This window comes from Pseudomonas sp. GYB4201 (assembly GCF_056312595.1).
Genome location: NZ_JBWGIG010000025.1, coordinates 40,283 through 57,683 on the forward strand (window position 1 = coordinate 40,283; position 17,401 = coordinate 57,683).

At 65.4% G+C, this 17,401-nt stretch carries 16 protein-coding genes; 7 read left to right on the top strand and 9 right to left on the bottom strand.

The genetic code is table 11. From position 1 onward, the window contains the following. Window positions 1-194 precede the first annotated feature (194 nt). The 6 genes from gnd to nudC all read left to right on the top strand — a co-directional run bounded on the left by gnd (window position 195) and on the right by nudC (window position 7,166). The gene (gene gnd / locus AC0Z2B_RS21815) at window positions 195-1,208 is read left to right on the top strand and encodes a phosphogluconate dehydrogenase (NAD(+)-dependent, decarboxylating) (RefSeq protein WP_416425435.1); all 1,014 of its coding nucleotides are present in this window, start codon (window positions 195-197) and stop codon (window positions 1,206-1,208) included. Next, entirely contained in the window at window positions 1,205-2,713 is a 1,509-nt protein-coding gene (gene zwf / locus AC0Z2B_RS21820; RefSeq protein WP_416425434.1) for a glucose-6-phosphate dehydrogenase, read from the top strand. Before gnd ends, zwf begins: the two co-directional genes overlap by 4 nt. Further along, on the top strand, window positions 2,710-3,543 hold the full coding sequence (locus AC0Z2B_RS21825; protein ID WP_476299354.1) for an HAD family hydrolase: 834 nt from the start codon (window positions 2,710-2,712) through the stop codon (window positions 3,541-3,543). The genes zwf and AC0Z2B_RS21825 overlap by 4 nt, the downstream gene beginning before the upstream one ends. A 27-nt stretch (window positions 3,544-3,570) precedes the next feature. Continuing rightward, complete coding sequence (locus AC0Z2B_RS21830) at window positions 3,571-5,364, top strand: glycoside hydrolase family 15 protein (RefSeq protein WP_476299356.1); 1,794 nt, start codon at window positions 3,571-3,573, stop codon at window positions 5,362-5,364. A gap of 138 nt (window positions 5,365-5,502) precedes the next feature. Further along, window positions 5,503-6,315 (top strand): crotonase/enoyl-CoA hydratase family protein, encoded by an 813-nt coding sequence (locus tag AC0Z2B_RS21835; protein ID WP_416425431.1) that lies wholly within the window; start codon window positions 5,503-5,505, stop codon window positions 6,313-6,315. 20 nt (window positions 6,316-6,335) lie between these two features. Beyond that, window positions 6,336-7,166 (top strand): NAD(+) diphosphatase, encoded by an 831-nt coding sequence (nudC, locus tag AC0Z2B_RS21840; RefSeq protein WP_476299358.1) that lies wholly within the window; start codon window positions 6,336-6,338, stop codon window positions 7,164-7,166. Here the strand turns inward: nudC and AC0Z2B_RS21845 are convergent. From AC0Z2B_RS21845 to AC0Z2B_RS21885, 9 genes are all read right to left on the bottom strand, one after another. Next, a complete protein-coding gene (locus AC0Z2B_RS21845) occupies window positions 7,134-7,913 on the bottom strand; it encodes a TSUP family transporter (protein WP_416425429.1) in 780 nt (259 codons plus the stop codon). The genes nudC and AC0Z2B_RS21845 overlap by 33 nt on opposite strands. Before the next feature lie 187 nt (window positions 7,914-8,100). Next, window positions 8,101-8,868 carry an SDR family oxidoreductase gene (locus AC0Z2B_RS21850; RefSeq protein WP_476299360.1) on the bottom strand — a complete coding sequence of 256 codons (768 nt, stop codon included), beginning with the start codon at window positions 8,866-8,868 and terminating at the stop codon, window positions 8,101-8,103. 10 nt (window positions 8,869-8,878) lie between these two features. After that, on the bottom strand, window positions 8,879-9,946 hold the full coding sequence (locus AC0Z2B_RS21855; protein ID WP_476299362.1) for a phosphotransferase family protein: 1,068 nt from the start codon (window positions 9,944-9,946) through the stop codon (window positions 8,879-8,881). A gap of 238 nt (window positions 9,947-10,184) precedes the next feature. Further along, entirely contained in the window at window positions 10,185-11,012 is an 828-nt protein-coding gene (gene efeO / locus AC0Z2B_RS21860) for an iron uptake system protein EfeO (protein WP_416425425.1), read from the bottom strand. Between the two features lie 28 nt (window positions 11,013-11,040). Then, on the bottom strand, window positions 11,041-12,348 hold the full coding sequence (gene efeB / locus AC0Z2B_RS21865; RefSeq protein ID WP_416425424.1) for an iron uptake transporter deferrochelatase/peroxidase subunit: 1,308 nt from the start codon (window positions 12,346-12,348) through the stop codon (window positions 11,041-11,043). An 18-nt stretch (window positions 12,349-12,366) separates the two neighbouring features. Beyond that, on the bottom strand, window positions 12,367-13,557 hold the full coding sequence (gene efeO / locus AC0Z2B_RS21870; protein ID WP_476299364.1) for an iron uptake system protein EfeO: 1,191 nt from the start codon (window positions 13,555-13,557) through the stop codon (window positions 12,367-12,369). 14 nt (window positions 13,558-13,571) lie between these two features. Next, complete coding sequence (gene efeU / locus AC0Z2B_RS21875) at window positions 13,572-14,414, bottom strand: iron uptake transporter permease EfeU (RefSeq protein WP_416425422.1); 843 nt, start codon at window positions 14,412-14,414, stop codon at window positions 13,572-13,574. A 299-nt stretch (window positions 14,415-14,713) separates the two neighbouring features. Further along, the gene (locus AC0Z2B_RS21880; protein WP_416425421.1) at window positions 14,714-15,028 is read right to left on the bottom strand and encodes an SCP2 sterol-binding domain-containing protein; all 315 of its coding nucleotides are present in this window, start codon (window positions 15,026-15,028) and stop codon (window positions 14,714-14,716) included. Window positions 15,029-15,082: 54 nt separating this feature from the next. Then, the gene (locus AC0Z2B_RS21885; protein ID WP_476299366.1) at window positions 15,083-15,784 is read right to left on the bottom strand and encodes a histidine phosphatase family protein; all 702 of its coding nucleotides are present in this window, start codon (window positions 15,782-15,784) and stop codon (window positions 15,083-15,085) included. A gap of 517 nt (window positions 15,785-16,301) precedes the next feature. On the opposite strand from AC0Z2B_RS21885, the gene sohB reads away from it, so the two are divergent. After that, window positions 16,302-17,324 (top strand): protease SohB, encoded by a 1,023-nt coding sequence (gene sohB, locus AC0Z2B_RS21890; protein WP_416425419.1) that lies wholly within the window; start codon window positions 16,302-16,304, stop codon window positions 17,322-17,324. The last annotated feature ends 77 nt before the right edge of the window (window positions 17,325-17,401 follow it).

Here is a 17,401-nt window from a genome sequence, read left to right on the forward strand (position 1 = left end):
ACGCGCCAAGGGAACTTTTTTATTTTTCATGGTCGGCGTGTCTTTTTCTTCATGTGCCGGCAAGTGCCCGCAGACGTTGAAGAACGCTTGATGACAGTGGGTTTGAAGAAAAAAGTGCAGCGACGAACGGCTAAAGTCGAAACTAACTCTGGCAACCCTGTACTAAGCTTTGAGACCATTAGCGCTTTGAAGGTGTGACACACCTATTTACGCATCAGTGGAGCACCGGCATGCAATTGGGAATCGTGGGACTGGGCCGCATGGGCGGCAATATTTCGAGAAGACTGATGCGCGGAGGCCATCAGACCGTGGTCTGGGACCGCGATCAGTCTTCCGTGGCAAAACTGGGTGAAGAAGGCGCCGTGACGGCGACTGACCTGGCAGACCTGGTGCGTCAGATGGACGCACCTCGTGCCGTCTGGGTCATGCTGCCTGCGGGCGCGCCAACCGAGGACACCATCCAGCAGCTGGCTGACCTGCTGGAGCCCGATGACGTGATCATCGACGGCGGCAACACCTTCTACAAGGACGACATCCGTCGCGCCAAGCAATTGGCCGAGCGCCAGCTGCACTACGTCGACGTCGGCACCTCCGGCGGCGTGTGGGGCCTGGACCGTGGCTTCTGCATGATGATCGGTGGCGAAGCCGCGATCTTCCAGCGCCTGGACCCGCTGTTCGCCTGCCTGGCCCCCGGCGTGGGCGACATCCTGCGCACCAAGGGTCGCGAAGGTGAGCACAACAACGCCGAACATGGCTACATCCACGCAGGCCCGGCCGGTTCCGGCCACTTCGTGAAGATGATCCACAACGGCATCGAATACGGCATGATGCAAGCCTTCGCCGAAGGCTTCGACATTCTGAAGACCAAGAACAGCACCGCGCTGCCGGAAGACCAGCGCTTTGACCTGAACCTGGCCGAGATCGCCGAAGTCTGGCGCCGCGGCAGCGTGGTCTCCTCCTGGCTGCTGGACCTGACCGCCGACGCGCTGGTCGGTGACCCGGCGCTGGACGGCTACTCGGGCTCGGTGTCGGACAGCGGTGAAGGTCGCTGGACCATTGACGCGGCAGTGGAGCAGGCAGTACCGGTACCGGTGCTGGCAGGTTCGCTGTTCGCACGTTTCCGTTCCCGCCAGGAAAGCACCTACGGCGACAAGCTGCTGTCGGCGATGCGCTTTGGTTTCGGCGGTCATATCGAGGTTCCTAAATGACACGGGCAAAGTCCAAGGTAGACGCAGCACCCCCCACTACGCTGTTTCTCTTTGGCGCCCATGGCGACCTGGTCAAGCGCCTGCTCATGCCGGCGCTGTACAACCTGAGTCGCGACGGTCTGCTGGACAATGGCCTGCATATCGTCGGTGTCGACCACAACGAGGTCAGCGATGCTGACTTCGCTGCCAAGCTGCACGATTTCATCATCGAGCAGGCCCGCGCGAAAAACCCGGAGGGGGCCGACAAGGCCCTCGACCCGGCGCTGTGGGCCAAGCTTGCCAAGCGCATCAGCTACATCAGTGGCGATTTTCTCGACGATGGCACCTACCAGGCGATTGGCGAGCGCATAGCCGCCAACCGCACCGGCAATGCCGTGTTCTACCTGGCCACCTCGCCGCGCTTCTTCAGTGAAGTGGCGCAGCGTCTTGGCCACGCCGGGTTGCTCCAGGAGCAACCCGACGCCTTCCGCCGCGTGGTGATCGAAAAACCCTTCGGTTCCGACCTGCCCACCGCCGAGGCCCTCAACGCCTGTCTGTTGAGCGTCATGAGCGAGAAGCAGATCTACCGGATCGACCACTACCTGGGCAAGGAAACCGTCCAGAACATCCTCATCAGCCGTTTTTCCAACGGCATCTTCGAGGCGTTCTGGAACAATCACTACATTGACCACGTGCAGATCACCGCGGCGGAGACCGTCGGGGTGGAGACACGGGGCAATTTCTACGACAGCACCGGCGCCCTGCGCGACATGGTGCCCAACCACCTGTTCCAGCTGCTGGCCATGGTCGCCATGGAGCCGCCGGCCGCCTTCGGCGCCGATGCGGTGCGCGGCGAGAAGGCCAAGGTGGTGGGTGCCATCCGCCCCTGGTCCAAGGCTGACGCGCTGAAGAACTCGGTGCGCGGCCAGTACACGGCGGGCGAGGGCGGCAAGCCCGGCTACCGCCAGGAACCCAAGGTAGACCCGGAAAGCCGCACCGAGACCTTCGTCGCCCTCAAGGTGATGATCGACAACTGGCGCTGGGTGGGCGTGCCGTTCTACCTGCGCACCGGCAAGCGCATGAGCGTGCGCGACACCGAGATAGCCATCTGCTTCAAGCAGGCGCCCTACGCGCAGTTCCGCGACACCGAGGTGGAGCGCCTGGCGCCCAACTACCTGCGCATCCAGATCCAGCCCAACGAGGGTATGTGGTTCGACCTGATGGCCAAACGGCCCGGGCCGGCGCTGGTGATGGAGAACGTCGAGCTGGGCTTCGCCTACAAGGACTTCTTCCAGATGCAGCCGTCCACCGGCTACGAGACGCTGATCTACGACTGCCTGACCGGCGACCAGACCCTGTTCCAGCGCGCCGACAACATCGAGAACGGCTGGCGTGCGGTGCAGCCGTTCCTGGACGCCTGGCGCGACGGCGGCAAGATCGACACCTACGCCGCCGGCGAGGACGGCCCGGAGTCGGCCGAGGAACTGCTGGCCCGTGATGGCCGCTCCTGGCATAGCCTGGGATGAGTGCCGCGCCGAACGACCTCATCCGCCTGGTGCTTAGCGACATGGACGGCACCCTGTTGCTGCCCGACCACAGCGTGGGCGACCGCGTGCTGGCCGCCCTCCGGCAACTGCGCGAGGCGGGCATTGCCTTCAGCCTGGCCAGTGCGCGGCCGCCGCGGGCCATGCTGGCGATCGTCCAGCAGTTGGGCATCGACGTGCCGTTCGCCGCCTTCAACGGCGGCACCCTGGCCAACCCCGACGGCAGCGTGGTGGCGCAGCACTGCGTCGACCGCCGCGCCGTGGAGACCAGCCTGGCGCTGTTCGCCCAGCACCCGGTGGCGGTGTGGCTGTTCGCTGACGACGAGTGGTACCTGACCAACCCCGACACCCAGTACCTGGGCAAGGAACTCGATGCCCTGGGCTACGGCTACGTGCAGGTCGATGACTTCACCCCGTACCTGGACCGCGTCGACAAGATCGTCGCCACCTGCGCCGACTTCGACCTGCTGGCGCGGCTGGAGCAGCAGCTGAGCGGGCTGATCAAGGGCCAGGCCCTGGCCGCCCGCTCGCAGAACTACTACCTGGACGTCACCGCGCTGCTGGCCAACAAGGGCGAGGCCCTGGCCGAACTGGCCGAGCACCTCAAGGTGCCGCTGGCGCAGACGGCGGTGCTGGGTGATGGCGGCAACGACGTGGCGATGTTCAAGCGCGCCGGGCTGTCCGTTGCCATGGGCCAGGCCGAAGACGCGGTCAAGGCCCACGCCGACCACGTCACCGCCAGCAACCGCGAGCAGGGGGTGGCCGACGCTATCCGTGACCTGATCCTGCCGAGGGCGCCGCACACCCGCTGAATTCTCCCGCACAAGGTTGACCCCACCATGGCCGCATTGATTGAAGACTATGCCTTGCTCGGCAATTGCAGGACTGCCGCGCTGGTCGACAAGCAGGGCTCGCTGGACTGGTTGTGTTTCCCCCGTTTCGACGCCCCCGCCTGCTTCGCCGCGCTGCTGGGCGATGAGCACAACGGCCGCTGGCGCCTGGCGCCCAGCGAGCCGTTCGAGGCCAGCCGCGCCTACCGCGACGGCACCCTGGTGCTGGACACCACCTTCACCACTGCCAACGGCCAGGCGCGGCTGATCGATTTCATGCCGCCGGGCGAGCACAGCAGCGTGGTGCGCATCGTCGAGGGGCTGAGCGGCGAGGTGGCGTTCGACATGGAGCTGATCATCCGCTTCGACTACGGCAGCAGCGTGCCGTGGGTGGAGCAGGCCCACGCGCAGATTCTCACCGCGGTGGCGGGCCCGGAAATGCTCGTGCTGCACAGCGCCACGGCGCTGGAGGCGGTGGACCACGCCACCGGCAGCCGCTTCAGCGTGGCGCCTGGCGAGCGTCGGGTGTTCGTGCTGACCTACCAGGACTCGATCCTGCCGGTGCGCGAGGCCTTCGACGGCGAGGCGGCGCTGGCGGAGACCGAGGCGTTCTGGCGCGCGTTCTCCGACCGCTGCCCCGACGTGGGGCCCTACACCGAGCAGGTCAAGCGCTCGCTGATCGTGCTCAAGGCGCTGACCTTTGAGCCCACCGGCGGTATTGTCGCCGCCGTCACTACCTCGCTGCCGGAGTTTCTGGGCGGCGAGCGCAACTGGGACTACCGTTTCTGCTGGCTGCGCGACGCCACCATGACCCTGCTGGCGTTCATGAACCTGGGCTATTTCGAGGAGGCCAGCGCCTGGCGCGAATGGCTGATGCGCTCGGTGGCCGGCAACCCGGAGCAGATGCAGATCATGTACGGCCTGGGTGGCGAGCGCCGCCTGCCCGAATACACCCTGCCATGGCTGGGCGGCTACGAGGGCTCGCAGCCGGTGCGCATCGGCAACGCCGCGGCCACCCAGCTGCAGCTGGACGTGTACGGCGAGGTGGCTGACGCCTTGACCCAGGCCATTCGTGGCGGCCTGCCACGGCACCCGCGCAGCCGGGCGATTTTCCAGGTGGTGATGCCCTACCTGGAAAGCATCTGGCAGCAGCCCGACGAAGGCCTGTGGGAGATCCGCGGCGAGCCGCAGCACTTCGTGCACTCCAAGGTCATGGCCTGGGTGGCGTTCGACCGCTCGGCGAAACTGCAGGCCGGCGACGGCGGCGATGCCGAGCGCAGCCAGCACTACCGGGCGGTGGCCGACCGCATACATGCCGACGTCTGCGCCAAGGGCGTGGACCCGCGGCACGGCGGTTTCGTGCAGGCCTACGGCTCCAGCCAGACCGATGCCAGCCTGTTGCAGATCGCCCTGACCGGCTTCCTGCCGGTGGACGACCCGCGCTTCCTGGCCACCCTGGCGCAGATCGAACAGCGGCTGATGCGCAATGGCCTGCTGCTGCGCTACGACACCGCCACCGGCTGCGACGGGCTGGAGCCGGGCGAGGGGACCTTCCTGGTCTGTTCGTTCTGGCTGGCCGACGTCTACGCCATGCTCGGCCGCATGGATGACGCCCAGGCGCTGTTCGCGCGCCTCAGCGGCCTGTGCAACGACCTGGGCCTGCTGGCCGAGCAGTACGACCCCCATGGCGGGCGCATGCTGGGCAACTTCCCCCAGGCGTTCAGCCACATCGGCATTATCAACACCGCGCTCAACCTGCACCGTGCCCAGTGCCCGGCCCAGGAGCGCGCCAAGGCCTCGTGACGCGGCCTGCGGCCGCTGCTACAGGGGGCGGCGCGTGCGTCCCGGCGCACAGGGCATTTCGGCCAACCTGTGGAGCGCGCTTTTCCTGACGCATTGTCTTGGTATAGTCCTACCCATCAATAACAAAGGACGCCCGCCATGACCGAGTACCAGGCCTTCCACGTCGAACTCAAGGGCCACGTCGCCCACGTGCAGATCAACCGCCCCGACAAGGTCAACGCCATGAACGCGGCGTTCTGGCGCGAGATCATCGAGATCTTCCAGTGGGTCGACGACACCGAGGCCGTGCGCGTGGTGGTGCTCAGCGGCGCCGGCAAGCATTTCTCCGCCGGCATCGACCTGAGCCTGCTGGCCTCGGTGGCCAGCGAACTGGGCAAGGACACCGGCCGCAACGCCCGCGCCCTGCGGCGCAAGATCCTCGAGATGCAGGCCTCGTTCAACGCCGTGGACCGCTGCCGCAAGCCGGTGCTGGCGGCGGTGCAGGGCTACTGCATCGGTGGCGCCATCGACCTGATCGCCGCCTGCGACATGCGCTACGCCGCCGCCGACGCGCACTTCTCGATCAAGGAGGTGGACATGGGCATGGCCGCCGACGTCGGCACGCTGCAACGTTTGCCACGCATCATCGGTGATGGCATCCTCAGGGAATTGGCCTACACCGGGCGCAAGGTCGATGCCGAGGAAGCGCGCAGCATCGGCCTGGTCAACCGCGTGTACCCCGACACCGCGAGCCTGCTCGATGGCGTATTTGCCATCGCTGCCGACATCGCCGGCAAGTCGCCGATCGCCATCGCCGGCACCAAGACCATGATCGGCTACATGCGCGATCACAGCATTGCCGACGGCCTGGAATACATCGCCACCTGGAACGCGGCGATGCTGCAGAGCACTGACCTGCGCGTGGCCATGGCCGCGAGCATGAGCAAACAGACACCGCAGTTCGATGACTGACATTCGATAAGGAGCCCCTGATGTCTCAACGCTGGACCACCGCTGTACTGGATACCAGCCTGCCCGGGGGCTGGGCCGTGGCCCGCTGCGCCCAGGGCTTTGCCTTCGACGCCAACGGCGTGCTGTTCCCCCGTGAATGGCTGAAGAAACAGGGGCTGGACGTGCTGGCCGAGCACGGCATCGGCCACTTCGACGGCGAGCCGGTGTACCTGCTGGAGCTGCACGGCCCCGCCGACATCGACGGCGTGCAGTGGCAGGGCCTGCGCCAGTTCATGCTGCAGGGCGACTTCGACACCTACAAGCTGCTGGCCTACGCCGCGCAGATCGGCACCTGGGCCCGCGAGCACCGCTTCTGCGGCAGCTGCGGCCAGCCCATGAGCCAGATCCACTGGGAACGCGCCATGTACTGCCAGCCGTGCGACCTGCGCAGCTACCCGCGCATCTCGCCGAGCATGATCGTGCTGATCACCCGTGGCGACGAGATCCTGCTGGCGCGCTCACCGCGGTTCGTCACCGGCGTCTACAGCACCCTGGCAGGCTTCGCCGAGCCGGGTGAGTCGGCCGAGGACTGCGTGCGCCGCGAGGTGATGGAAGAGGTGCAGGTCAAGGTTCGGAACATTCGCTACCTGGGCAGCCAGTGCTGGCCGTTCCCGCACTCGATGATGCTGGGCTTCCACGCCGAGTATGAAAGCGGCGAGATCGTGCCCCAGGCCGACGAGATCGAGGATGCGCAGTGGTTCAACGTGCATGAACTGCCGCCGCTGCCGGCGTCGCGGTCGATCGCGCGGTATTTGATCGACCACTACGTGGCAGAGCGTTTAGGCCTGGCTGAACCAGTGCTGCCAGGCTAGGCGCACGGTCAGCCCCAGCACCACGGTAATGAACACCGGGCGAATGAACTTCGCCCCACCGCTGATGGCGCTGCGCGCGCCGAAGAAGGCGCCGACCATCAGGCAGGTGCCCATGCTCAGGCCGATCAGCCAGTCCACGCTGCCATTGATGATGAACACCGCCAGCGCCGCCGCGTTGCTGACGAAGTTCATGGTGCGCGCCACGCCGCTGGCGCGGACCAGGTCGATGGGGTACATCAGCATCGAGCTGACCGTCCAGAACGCGCCCGTGCCCGGGCCCGCCACGCCGTCGTAGAAGCCCAGCGCCAGGCCTTGGGGCACCTGGCGTTTCTGCTTGATCTGCGCGTGGCTGTCCACCGGCCCCTTGGGCGTGCCGCCGAACAGCAGGTACACACCGCAGGCAAAGACGATCACCGGCAGCATCTTGTTCAGCCATTCCGAGGGCATGTAGTGCGCCGCCACGGCGCCCAGCAGCGAGCCCACCAGGGTGAAGATGATCGCGGGCCACCATTCCTTGGGGTGGAACAGCTTGCGGCGGATGAAGGTGAAGCTGGCGGTGGCCGAGCCGAAGGTCGAGCTCAGCTTGTTGGTGCCCAGCACCAGGTGCGGCGGCAGGCCGGCGGTCAGCAGGGCAGGGGTGGTCAGCAGCCCGCCGCCGCCGGCGATGGCGTCGATGAAGCCGGCCACGAAGGCGACCACGGCAAGGATGGCGAGGGTGGTGGGGTCGGTGCTCAGTTCGAAAGGCATGGGGCAGATCGTTGTTTTTGGCAGGGCGCGCATTTTAGCCCGAAGGCCTGCCGAAAAGCTTCCCGCGAAGCGACGGGCGCTTGTAGCCGCTGCCGCCAGGCTGCGCTGGCCCGCCTAAGCCCTGGAGATTTCCAGTGGGGCGCAGGGCCAGCGCAGCCTGGCGGCAGCGGCTACAAAGCGGCAGCCATCAGGCCAGGAAACCGCCGTCCACGTTCAGTGCCACGCCGGTGGTGTAGCTGGAGGCGTCGCTGGCCAGGTACAGCACGGTGCCGGCCATCTCGCTGGGGGCGGCCACGCGCTTGAGCGGGATCTGCGCCAGGGCGGTGTTGAGGATGGCGTCGTTCTTCACCAGCGCCGAGGCGAACTTGGTGTCGGTGAGGCCCGGCAGCAACGCGTTGCAGCGGATGCCGAACGGCGCGCATTCCTTGGCGAACACCTTGGTCATGTTGATGACCGCCGCCTTGGTGACCGAATAGATGCCCTGGAACACGCCCGGCGACACGCCGTTGATGGAGGCGACGTTGATGATGCTGCCACCGCCGTGTTCGCGCATCAGCTTGCCGGCTTCCACCGACATGAAGAAGTAGCCGCGGATGTTGACGTCCACGGTCTTCTGGAACGCGCCCAGGTCGGTGTCCAGCACGTTGCAGAACTGCGGGTTGGTGGCGGCGTTGTTGACCAGGATGTCCAGGCGGCCGAACTCTTCGCGGATGCGGCTGAACACCTGGTGAATCTGTTCCATCTCGCCGATGTGGCAGGCGATGGCGGTGGCCTTGCCGCCGTCGGCGATGATCGCGTCCGCCACCTGCTGGCAGCCGTCCAGCTTGCGGCTGGAGACGATGACGTGGGCGCCCTGTTGGGCCAGCAGTTTGGCGATGGCCTCGCCGATGCCGCGGCTGGCGCCGGAAACGAAGGCGATCTTGCCGTCGAGGTCGAACAATTGCGTCTTGGACATCTCGGTTTCCTTACAGGGTGGAGTGCTTGATGACGTTCAGGCTCATCTGTTCCAGCAGCTTGTTCATGTGGATGAACTGGGCGAAGCGCTTGTCCTGGGTCTGGCCGTGGAAGAAGCGGTAGTAGATCTGCTGCACGATGCCGGCCAGGCGGAACAGGCCATAGGTGTAGTAGAAGTCGAAGTTGTCGATGCGGATGCCCGCGCGCTCGGCGTAGTAGTCGACGAACTCGCGGCGGGTGAGCATGCCCGGCGCGTGGCTGGGCTGGCGGCGCATCAGTTGCACCGGCGCCGGGTCGTCGGCCTGCACCCAGTAGGCCAGGGTGTTGCCCAGGTCCATCAGCGGGTCGCCCAGGGTAGTCAGTTCCCAGTCCAGCACGCCGATGATCTGCATCGGGTCGCGGGCGTCGAGGATGACGTTGTCGAAGCGGTAGTCGTTGTGGACGATGGCCGGCCTGGCGTGGTCGGCCGGCTGCTTGTCGGCCAGCCAGGCCTTGACCGTGTCCCAGGCTGGCGCGTCGGGGGTGCGGGCCTTGTCGTAGCGGTCGCTCCAGCCGCTGATCTGCCGGGCCACGTAGCCCTCGGGCTTGCCCAGGTCGCCCAGGCCGCAGGCCTGGTAGTCCACCTGGTGCAGGTCGACGAACTTGTCGATGAAACTGTGGCACAGGGCGCGGGTCTTGCCGGCGTCCAGGCCCAGCTCGGCGGGGATCTCGGAGCGCAGGATGATGCCGTTGACCCGCTCCATCACGTAGAACTCGGCGCCGATCACCGACTCGTCGGTGCAGTGCACGTAGGCCTTGGGGCAGTACGGGAAGCCGGCGTTGAGCTGGTTGAGGATGCGGTACTCGCGGCCCATGTCGTGGGCCGACTTGGCCTTGTGGCCGAACGGCGGCCGGCGCAGGACGAATTCCTGTTCGGGGTATTTCACCAGGTACGTCAGGTTCGACGCGCCGCCGGGGAACTGGCTGATCACCGGTGTGCCGGCAAGGCCGGGAATGTGCGCCTTGAGGTACGGGTCGATACGTGCGGCATCGAGCTCTTCACCGCTGCGCACGGCAGTGGACTGGTCGGTAAGCGCCATGGTTATCCCTTTTGCTTATTCTGGAGGCGTCAGATCATTGAACAATCTAATGCGCGGCAGGGCAGCGGACAAGGGGAGGAGGGCGTTATAGGCGGGGGTGTTGCAGAGGGATCAACAGCGCGGATTGTAGATCCCCCGTAGCAGCGGCCGCCAGGCCGCGTCCAGCCTTCACGCGGTACATCAGCTGTACCGCGGCGCCTGGGACGCGGCCTGGTGGCCGCTGCTACAGGGGAGGGGCTTAGTTCAGGCCCAGCTTGCCACGCAGGGTGGACAGATCTTCGGCCAGGGTGTTGACCGGGCCGATCAGCGCCTTGCGGTCAGCGTCCTTGACCTTGTCATAGGTCTCGTAGCCGCCGTCCTTGGTCTTGTACTTGGCCAGGATCTTGTCCACGGTGGCGAAGTTCTTGTCGACCTTGCTCACGAAGGCCGCGTCTTTCTTGGCCACTTGTGGGCGGAACAGGTCGAAGATTTTCTTCGCGCCGTCAACGTTGCCCTGGAAGTCGTACAGGTCGGTGTGGCTGTAACGGTCTTCTTCACCGGACACCTTGGTGGCCGCCACTTCTTCCATCAGTGCGGCAGCGCCGCCCACGACTTTCTCAGGCGGGAAGGTCAGGCCGGCCACACGGGCCTGCAGGTCCTTGACGTCGGTGTTCAGCTTGTCGGCCAGGCCTTCCAGGCCCTTGGTGGTCTTTTCCGAGTACAGGCTGTACTCCAGGCGGTGGAAGCCGGTGAAGTCTTCGGCGGTCACGCCTTTCTCGTGGTCGTCGACGCGGGAGTCGATCGAGGCGTCGAGGTCGCTGAACAGCTCGGCGATCGGCTCGATGGACTCATAGTGCACGCGAGTCGGGGCGTACAGCTTCTTGGCCGTTTCCAGGTCGCCTTTCTTGATGGCGTCGGTGAACTTCTGGGTTTCGGCGCCCAGTTTGTCCAGCTCTTCGGTCACGTAGATCTTGTAGTCCGAGATCGGCTGAACCAAGTCCAGCGGGGAGTTGTCGGCGGCGAAGGCCGAGACCGGTGCGTGGAGCAGGCCAAGCGACAGCAGCAAAGCGAGTGGCGACTTCTTCATGAAAGGGATCCCCGATGGTGTCAAAGACTTAAGCGTTTTTGGTTTTGGTAGCTTGCAGCAGCGAACGACCGATGTAGTCCTGGTCGTCTTTTACCCCCGGCAGGGTGAAGAAATAACCGCCGCCCATGGGCTTGAGGTATTCCTCCAGCGGCTCGCCGTTGAGGCGGGTCTGCACGGTGATGAAACCTTTTTCCAGGTTGGCCTGGTAACAGATGAACAGCAGGCCCATGTCCAGCTGGCCGTTCTTGTTCACGCCGTTGGAGTAGTTGAACGGGCGACGCAGGATCAGGTTGGCCTGGGACTCGGGGGTGCGCGGGTTGGCCAGGCGGATGTGCGAGTCCAGGCGCGTGAGCTTGCCGGCCGGGTCCTTGTGGTAGTCGGGCACGTCGTGCTCGGTAGCGCCGTCGAACGGTGCACCGGTGGTCTTCTTGCGGCCGAAGATGCTTTCCTGTTCCTGCAGCGGGGTACGGTCCCAGCGCTCGACGAAGTTGCGGATCAGGCGCACGGCCTGGTAGCTGCCGTTGGCGGCCCAGGCCGGCTCTTCGCTGCCCGGTTGTACCCAGACAATGGCGTCCATGGCCTTGTTATCGTTGGAGTCCGGGTTGGCCGAGCCGTCGCGGAAACCGAGGAAGTTGCGCGCGCTCTCGGCGGGGGCGTCGGCCTTCTTCGGCGCCTGCGCAGGCACGGTGCCTTCCTGCTTCCAGCGCACCAGCAGCAGGTCGGGCATGTTCTTGACGATGTCACGCAGGGCGTGGATGTTGGTGTCCGGCGTGTTGGAGCAGAATTGCAGGGTCAGGTCGCCGTGGCACAGGCCCGGCTCCAGGGCGTCGTTGGGGAAACCGACCATCTGTATCAGGTGCTTGGGCTTGGCGTGTTCCAGGCCGAAGCGCTCGTCGAACAGCGAAGCGCCCACCGACACGGTGATGGTCAGGTTGTCCGGGGTCACGACCGGGCCGAGGATGCCCGAGTCCACCGGCGGCAGCTTGGGGTCTACCTGCTCGACTTCGCCGCCGGTCATCAGGAATTTGATGCGGCTGTCCAGCAGCTTGAACATCCGCTCCAGGTCCTTGCGGTCGCTGGCCAGCACGTCGAAGGCCACCATCATGCCGGCTGCCGGGCGCGGCGTGACGATGCCGCTCTGGTGCTGGCCATGGTAGTCGTGGCGGTCCTGGGTCTTTTCGCTTTTCGGCGCTTCGGCCACCTGCGCCTGGGCGGCGGCCATGGCCGGGCAGCTCAGGGCGCTGCCGGCCAGGGCGACGCCGGCGGCGCCCATGCCCATCAGCACGCGACGGCGTTGCGCGTCGACCGGGGTGTTGCTGTTCTTGGTATCGCTCATCAGTGTCGTCGTCTGTCTTTACAGGGCCGAAAGGCCGAGGGCGGGATCGATTCCGTCGAGTGCGTCGGCCAGTGCCTTGGCCTTGTCGGCGATCTGCTTGCGCTGATCCGGGCCGACCTTGTCATACGAGAGGTAGCTGTCGCCGTCGCGCAGGCTGGTCAGCTGGCTGTCCAGGTCAGCAGAGGCGGCGTCAATCTTCACCAGCAGGTCGGCGGCGGACTTGGCCAGCACCGGGCGCAGCAGGTCGACCACCTTGCGGGCGGCAGCCAGGTTGGCGGCGAAACCGTTCAGGTCGGCGTGGCTGTAGCGCTCTTCCTCGCCGTTGGTGCGCACGTCGGCCAGGCTGTGCAGGTTGCGCGCAACAATCCCGACAAGCTGCTCTGGCGGCAGGTTCTGCGCCAGCAGCTGGGTTTTCAGCTCGGCGACGTCGCTGGCCAGCTTCTGTGCCACCGGCGCCAGGCCGTCCAGGCTCTGCTGCTGGAACAGGCCGTATTCGATGCGGTGGAAGCCGCCGAAGCCTGGGTCCTGCTCGCGTTTCTCGTAGTAGTCGGCGCGGGCGTTGATGCCGTTGTCCAGCTCGGAGAAGCGCTGTGAGGCGGCAGCCAGGCCCTGGTAGGCAACGCGGGCCGGCACATAGGCGGCGCGGGCGGCAGCCAGGTCACCGGCGGTGATGGCCTGGTTCAGGGTGTCCACGGCGCGCACCAGGGCGCTGCCCTGCAGGCTCAGGTACACGCGGAATTCAGACAGCGGGCCGACGAAGGCCACCATCGACGGACGGGCCTTGGCGTTGGCGTCGGACTCGGCGGTAGGGGTGACCTTGAGGGTGCCGCGCGGGTTGCTCAGCAGGCCGCAGGTGATGGCGTAGTCGCCGGGCGCCAGGTTGGCGTTGATCACCTGGCTCATGCCCGGGGTGATGTTCTCGCGCTCTTCCACCACCAGCACGCCGTCGAGGATTTCCCATTCCACGGCGCGTTCCGACTTGTTGACGATGCGGAAGCTGGCACGGCCGGCCGGTACGGTCAGGGCGTTGGGCTCGCAGCTGTGCGGGTGAATGTTGACGACGATTTCGTCATGGTTGGCCTGGCGCTTGGACGAGGCCACCTGGGAGGCGTAGTAGAACAGTGCGCCGGCGGCGAGCATCACCACCACGGAGCCGGCCACGGCCGCGCGCAGGACGCGCGGCGACAGGCCTGGGGCTTGATTGGACATTGACTGAAAAAGCCTTAGGAGTGAGTAGCGGGAGCTGGCTTGCGGCCCACGGGGGCGCTGGCCGGCAGGAAGAAGATCACCAGGGCGAAGACCAGGTAGAACAGGTAGGCGCCCAGCACGCTGACGGTTGGCGCGTCCTGATAGCCGAACATGCCGGCCAGCACCGAGCCGGTCGGGCCGTCCATGGGCAGGATGGCGCTGATGTCGAACACCACGTCCTGCAGGTGGTTCCACAGGCCGGCTTCGTGCAGCGAGCGCACCGAGTTGGCCAGGATGCCGGCGGCCACCACCAGGATGAACAGGCCGGTCCAGCGGAAGAACATGGCCAGGTTCAGGCGCATGCTGCCGCTATAGATGGCCATGCCCACGGCCACGGCGACGATCAGGCCCAGCAGGGCGCCCAGTGGCGCGCCGGCGCCTTCGCTCTGCTGGAACACGGCCAGCAGGAAGAACACGGTTTCCAGCGATTCACGCGCCACGGCGAAGAACACCATGGCGATCAGGGCGAAGACCTGGTTGTTGGAGCCGGCCAGGGCCTGGTCCAGGGACTCGTGCAGGGCGTGCTTGATGGAGCGGGCCACCTTGCGCATCCAGAACACCATGGAGCTGAGGATGGCCACGGCCACCAGGCCGACCACGCCTTCGAACAGCTCCTGCTGCTTCTGCGGGAACTCGGCGCTGACCATTTCCAGGCCGCCGCCGACCAGCAGCGCCAGGGCGGCCGCCAGGAACACGCCGATCCACACGGCAGGCATCCACTGACCGCGACCGGTCTGCTTCAGGTAACTGGCAATGATGCCAACGATGAGCGCGGCTTCAATCCCTTCGCGCAGCATGATCAAAAATGGAACCAGCACTTCGCACCACAATCTTAAGAAGGATGCTAACTTGTAACATAATGAGACTTATTATTGAATACAGGGGCCATCATTTTGGATAGTTTTCCCCGAAAATTTATCTCCGCAATTGGCAAAGCCTTTGCATTGAAATGCGCCCCGTAACAGCTGCCGCCAGGCGGCGTCCGCTGTTTTTCATGCCCGAAATATCGGGGTGGAGTGCTGGAGAGTGACGCAGCCTGCGGCAGCTGCTACGCGGTTGTGGCAGGCAAAAAGAACCCGGCTATTGAGCCGGGTGCTTTTTTGTTACCAGAGATGTATCAGCCTGGAAACAGTTCGCTCAGCTTCATCGCCAGCATCATGTCGCCTTCGGCGCGCAGCTTGCCGCCCATGAAGGCCTGCATGCCGTCGGTCTCGCCGCTGACGATGCCCTTCAGGGTTTCCTCGTCCATCACCAGGGTCACCTGGGCGTCAGGGTTTTCGCCCTGCAGCAGTTGGCAGGTCTTGTCCTTCACCACCAGCGAGAAGTTCTTGGTGTCGTCGATGCGGAAGCCGAAGACCAGGTCCAGGCCGGCAGCGGCGGACGGGTCGAACTTGGCCTGCATTGCTTCTTGGGCTTTCTCTAGGGTGCTCATGCTTCGATCCTTTTTCTCAATGGGGCTAACGACAGGTATTGCAGTGGGCCGGGCTCATCGGTAGGTGATGAACTCCGGCGCCTTCAGCAGTTGCAGGTGAGTGTGACTGTTGAAGGAAGCCAGGGCTACCTCGCGGCCGCGGAATTTCAGCTGGCTGAGCGAGGTGTTGACGATCTGCCAGTTCAGCTCGAAAGCCTGGGCGGCAGACACGCCGGTAATCAGGTGCAGCAGGGCGGCGATGGTGCCGCCCGAGGTGAACACGGCGATGTTGGTGCCGCTGCCAGCCTGGGCCAGCAGGCGCTGCAGGCCGGCTTCGACGCGGGCGACGAAGGCCGCCCAGCTTTCGGTTTCCGGGGTTGGGTGCTGGCCGCCGTGCCAACGCCCCATCAGCAGCGCGAACAGGCGCTGGAACTCGCCGCGGTTGTGCGCCGCGTTGCGCAGGATGTGCAGCGCCTCGGGCTCGTCGGGCAGCAGGTCGGGCAGTAGCGCGCGGATCACCGCCTCGGCGTCGAATTCGTTGAACGCCGGGTCGGTCTCCACCGCCAGGTCGGCCACGCCCATGGCTTCCAGCGCCAGGTGCGCGGTGGCCTGCTGGCGCCGTAGGCTGCCGGCCACGCAGCGGTCCAGGTGCAGGCCCAGGTCAGCCAGGTGCGCGCCCAGGACCTGCGCCTGGCGCATGCCCAGCGGCGACAGCACGTCGTAGTCATCAGCGCCGAAGCTGGCCTGGCCATGTCGAATCAGATAGATGCTGCCCACGTCCGCGTCGTCCCGGTACGTTGAAAGTGCCTTGGAGGTTATGAGGATGCCGGGGGCCTGTCAATGAAAAAACATACGCTTGTTTGAATTGCCATTCTGCAGCCCCTACGCCAGGCAATCGCAGGCGGACAAGGCAATGCCAAGGGCATGACTGGCCCGAAACAAACGGTAGGAGCCGAGCTTGCTCGCGATGCGCCGCGCGGGCGGCGCTCGATCTTGAGATCGCCACCACAACATCGACAGGCACCTCTGGAATCCTCCGTCGACGGTAGCGGCGACAGGCTGCATGTCTTGGGTTTGCTCGGCGCTCTCGAGACCGCGCGCCGCCCGCGCGGGGCATCGCGACCAAGGTCGGCTCCTACGGTCTGTTTCGGGCCAATCCACGCCTGTGGGATCACCTTGTACGCCTTTGATTGTCCGAGCGAAGATTCGCGTCGCGACCACCTGATTCCAAGAGTTAGACACCCGCCAGATCCTCCCCGTAGAATGACCCTTTGAAGCCTTTGAGGTACCCCCCGTGGAGTTTCTCTCCGAGTACGCGAGTTTTCTCGCCAAGACCGTCACCCTGGTCCTGGCGATCATCGTGGTGTTGACCGCCATCGCCGCCCAGCGCGGCAAGGGGCGCCGCAAGACAGCCGGCCAGTTGCAGGTGAGCAAGCTCAACGATTTCTACAAGGGCCTGCGCGAGCGCCTGGAATCGACCCTGCTGGACAAGGACCAGCTCAAGGCCCTGCGCAAGCAGGAAGCCAAGGCCGAGAAAAAGGGCAAGAAGAAAGCCGAGGCCAAGCCGCGGGTGTTCGTGCTCGACTTCGACGGCGACATCAAGGCCTCGGCCACCGAGAGCCTGCGCCACGAGATCACCGCGCTGCTGACCCTGGCCACGGCCAAGGACGAAGTGGTGCTGCGCCTGGAAAGCGGCGGCGGCATGGTGCACAGCTATGGCCTGGCCAGCTCGCAACTGGCGCGCATCCGCCAGGCCGGCGTGCCGCTGACCGTGTGCATCGACAAGGTGGCCGCCAGCGGCGGCTACATGATGGCGTGCATCGGCGAGAAGATCATCAGCGCGCCGTTCGCCATCCTCGGCTCGATCGGCGTCGTGGCCCAGTTGCCCAACGTCAACAAGCTGCTGAAGAAGCATGACATCGACTTTGAAGTGCTGACCGCCGGCGAATACAAGCGCACCCTGACCGTGTTTGGCGAAAACACTGAGAAGGGCCGGGAGAAGTTCCAGGAAGACCTGGACATCACCCACCGCCTGTTCAAGAACTTCGTCGCCCGTTACCGCCCGCAGCTGCCGATCGACGAAGTGGCCACCGGTGAAGTGTGGCTGGGCGTGGCGGCGCTGGAGAAACAGCTGGTGGACGAACTCAAGACCAGCGACGAATACCTGGCCGAGCGCGCCAAACAGGCCGAGGTGTTCCACCTGCACTACGCCGAGCGCAAAAGCCTGCAGGAACGCGTAGGCCTGGCGGCGAGCCATTCGGTCGAGCACGTGGCGGGGAAGGTGTGGGAGAAGGTCAGCCAGCAGCGGTTCTGGTAAACGTCCGCTTGTGGTAGAGCCGGCCTTGGCCGCGATGTGCGCTTACGGGCGTCATCGCGGCCAAGGCCGGCTCCTAC

Coding starts and splice junctions, on each gene's coding strand:
- efeO (WP_416425425.1), bottom strand. CDS start 11,012: ATGAAGAAGTCGCCACTCGCTTTGCTGCTGTCGCTTGGCCTGCTCCAC.
- AC0Z2B_RS21880 (WP_416425421.1), bottom strand. CDS start 15,028: ATGAGCACCCTAGAGAAAGCCCAAGAAGCAATGCAGGCCAAGTTCGAC.
- AC0Z2B_RS21855 (WP_476299362.1), bottom strand. CDS start 9,946: ATGGCGCTTACCGACCAGTCCACTGCCGTGCGCAGCGGTGAAGAGCTC.
- efeO (WP_476299364.1), bottom strand. CDS start 13,557: ATGTCCAATCAAGCCCCAGGCCTGTCGCCGCGCGTCCTGCGCGCGGCC.
- nudC (WP_476299358.1), top strand. CDS start 6,336: ATGTCTCAACGCTGGACCACCGCTGTACTGGATACCAGCCTGCCCGGG.
- zwf (WP_416425434.1), top strand. CDS start 1,205: ATGACACGGGCAAAGTCCAAGGTAGACGCAGCACCCCCCACTACGCTG.
- AC0Z2B_RS21825 (WP_476299354.1), top strand. CDS start 2,710: ATGAGTGCCGCGCCGAACGACCTCATCCGCCTGGTGCTTAGCGACATG.
- AC0Z2B_RS21850 (WP_476299360.1), bottom strand. CDS start 8,868: ATGTCCAAGACGCAATTGTTCGACCTCGACGGCAAGATCGCCTTCGTT.
- AC0Z2B_RS21830 (WP_476299356.1), top strand. CDS start 3,571: ATGGCCGCATTGATTGAAGACTATGCCTTGCTCGGCAATTGCAGGACT.
- AC0Z2B_RS21835 (WP_416425431.1), top strand. CDS start 5,503: ATGACCGAGTACCAGGCCTTCCACGTCGAACTCAAGGGCCACGTCGCC.
- AC0Z2B_RS21845 (WP_416425429.1), bottom strand. CDS start 7,913: ATGCCTTTCGAACTGAGCACCGACCCCACCACCCTCGCCATCCTTGCC.
- efeB (WP_416425424.1), bottom strand. CDS start 12,348: ATGAGCGATACCAAGAACAGCAACACCCCGGTCGACGCGCAACGCCGT.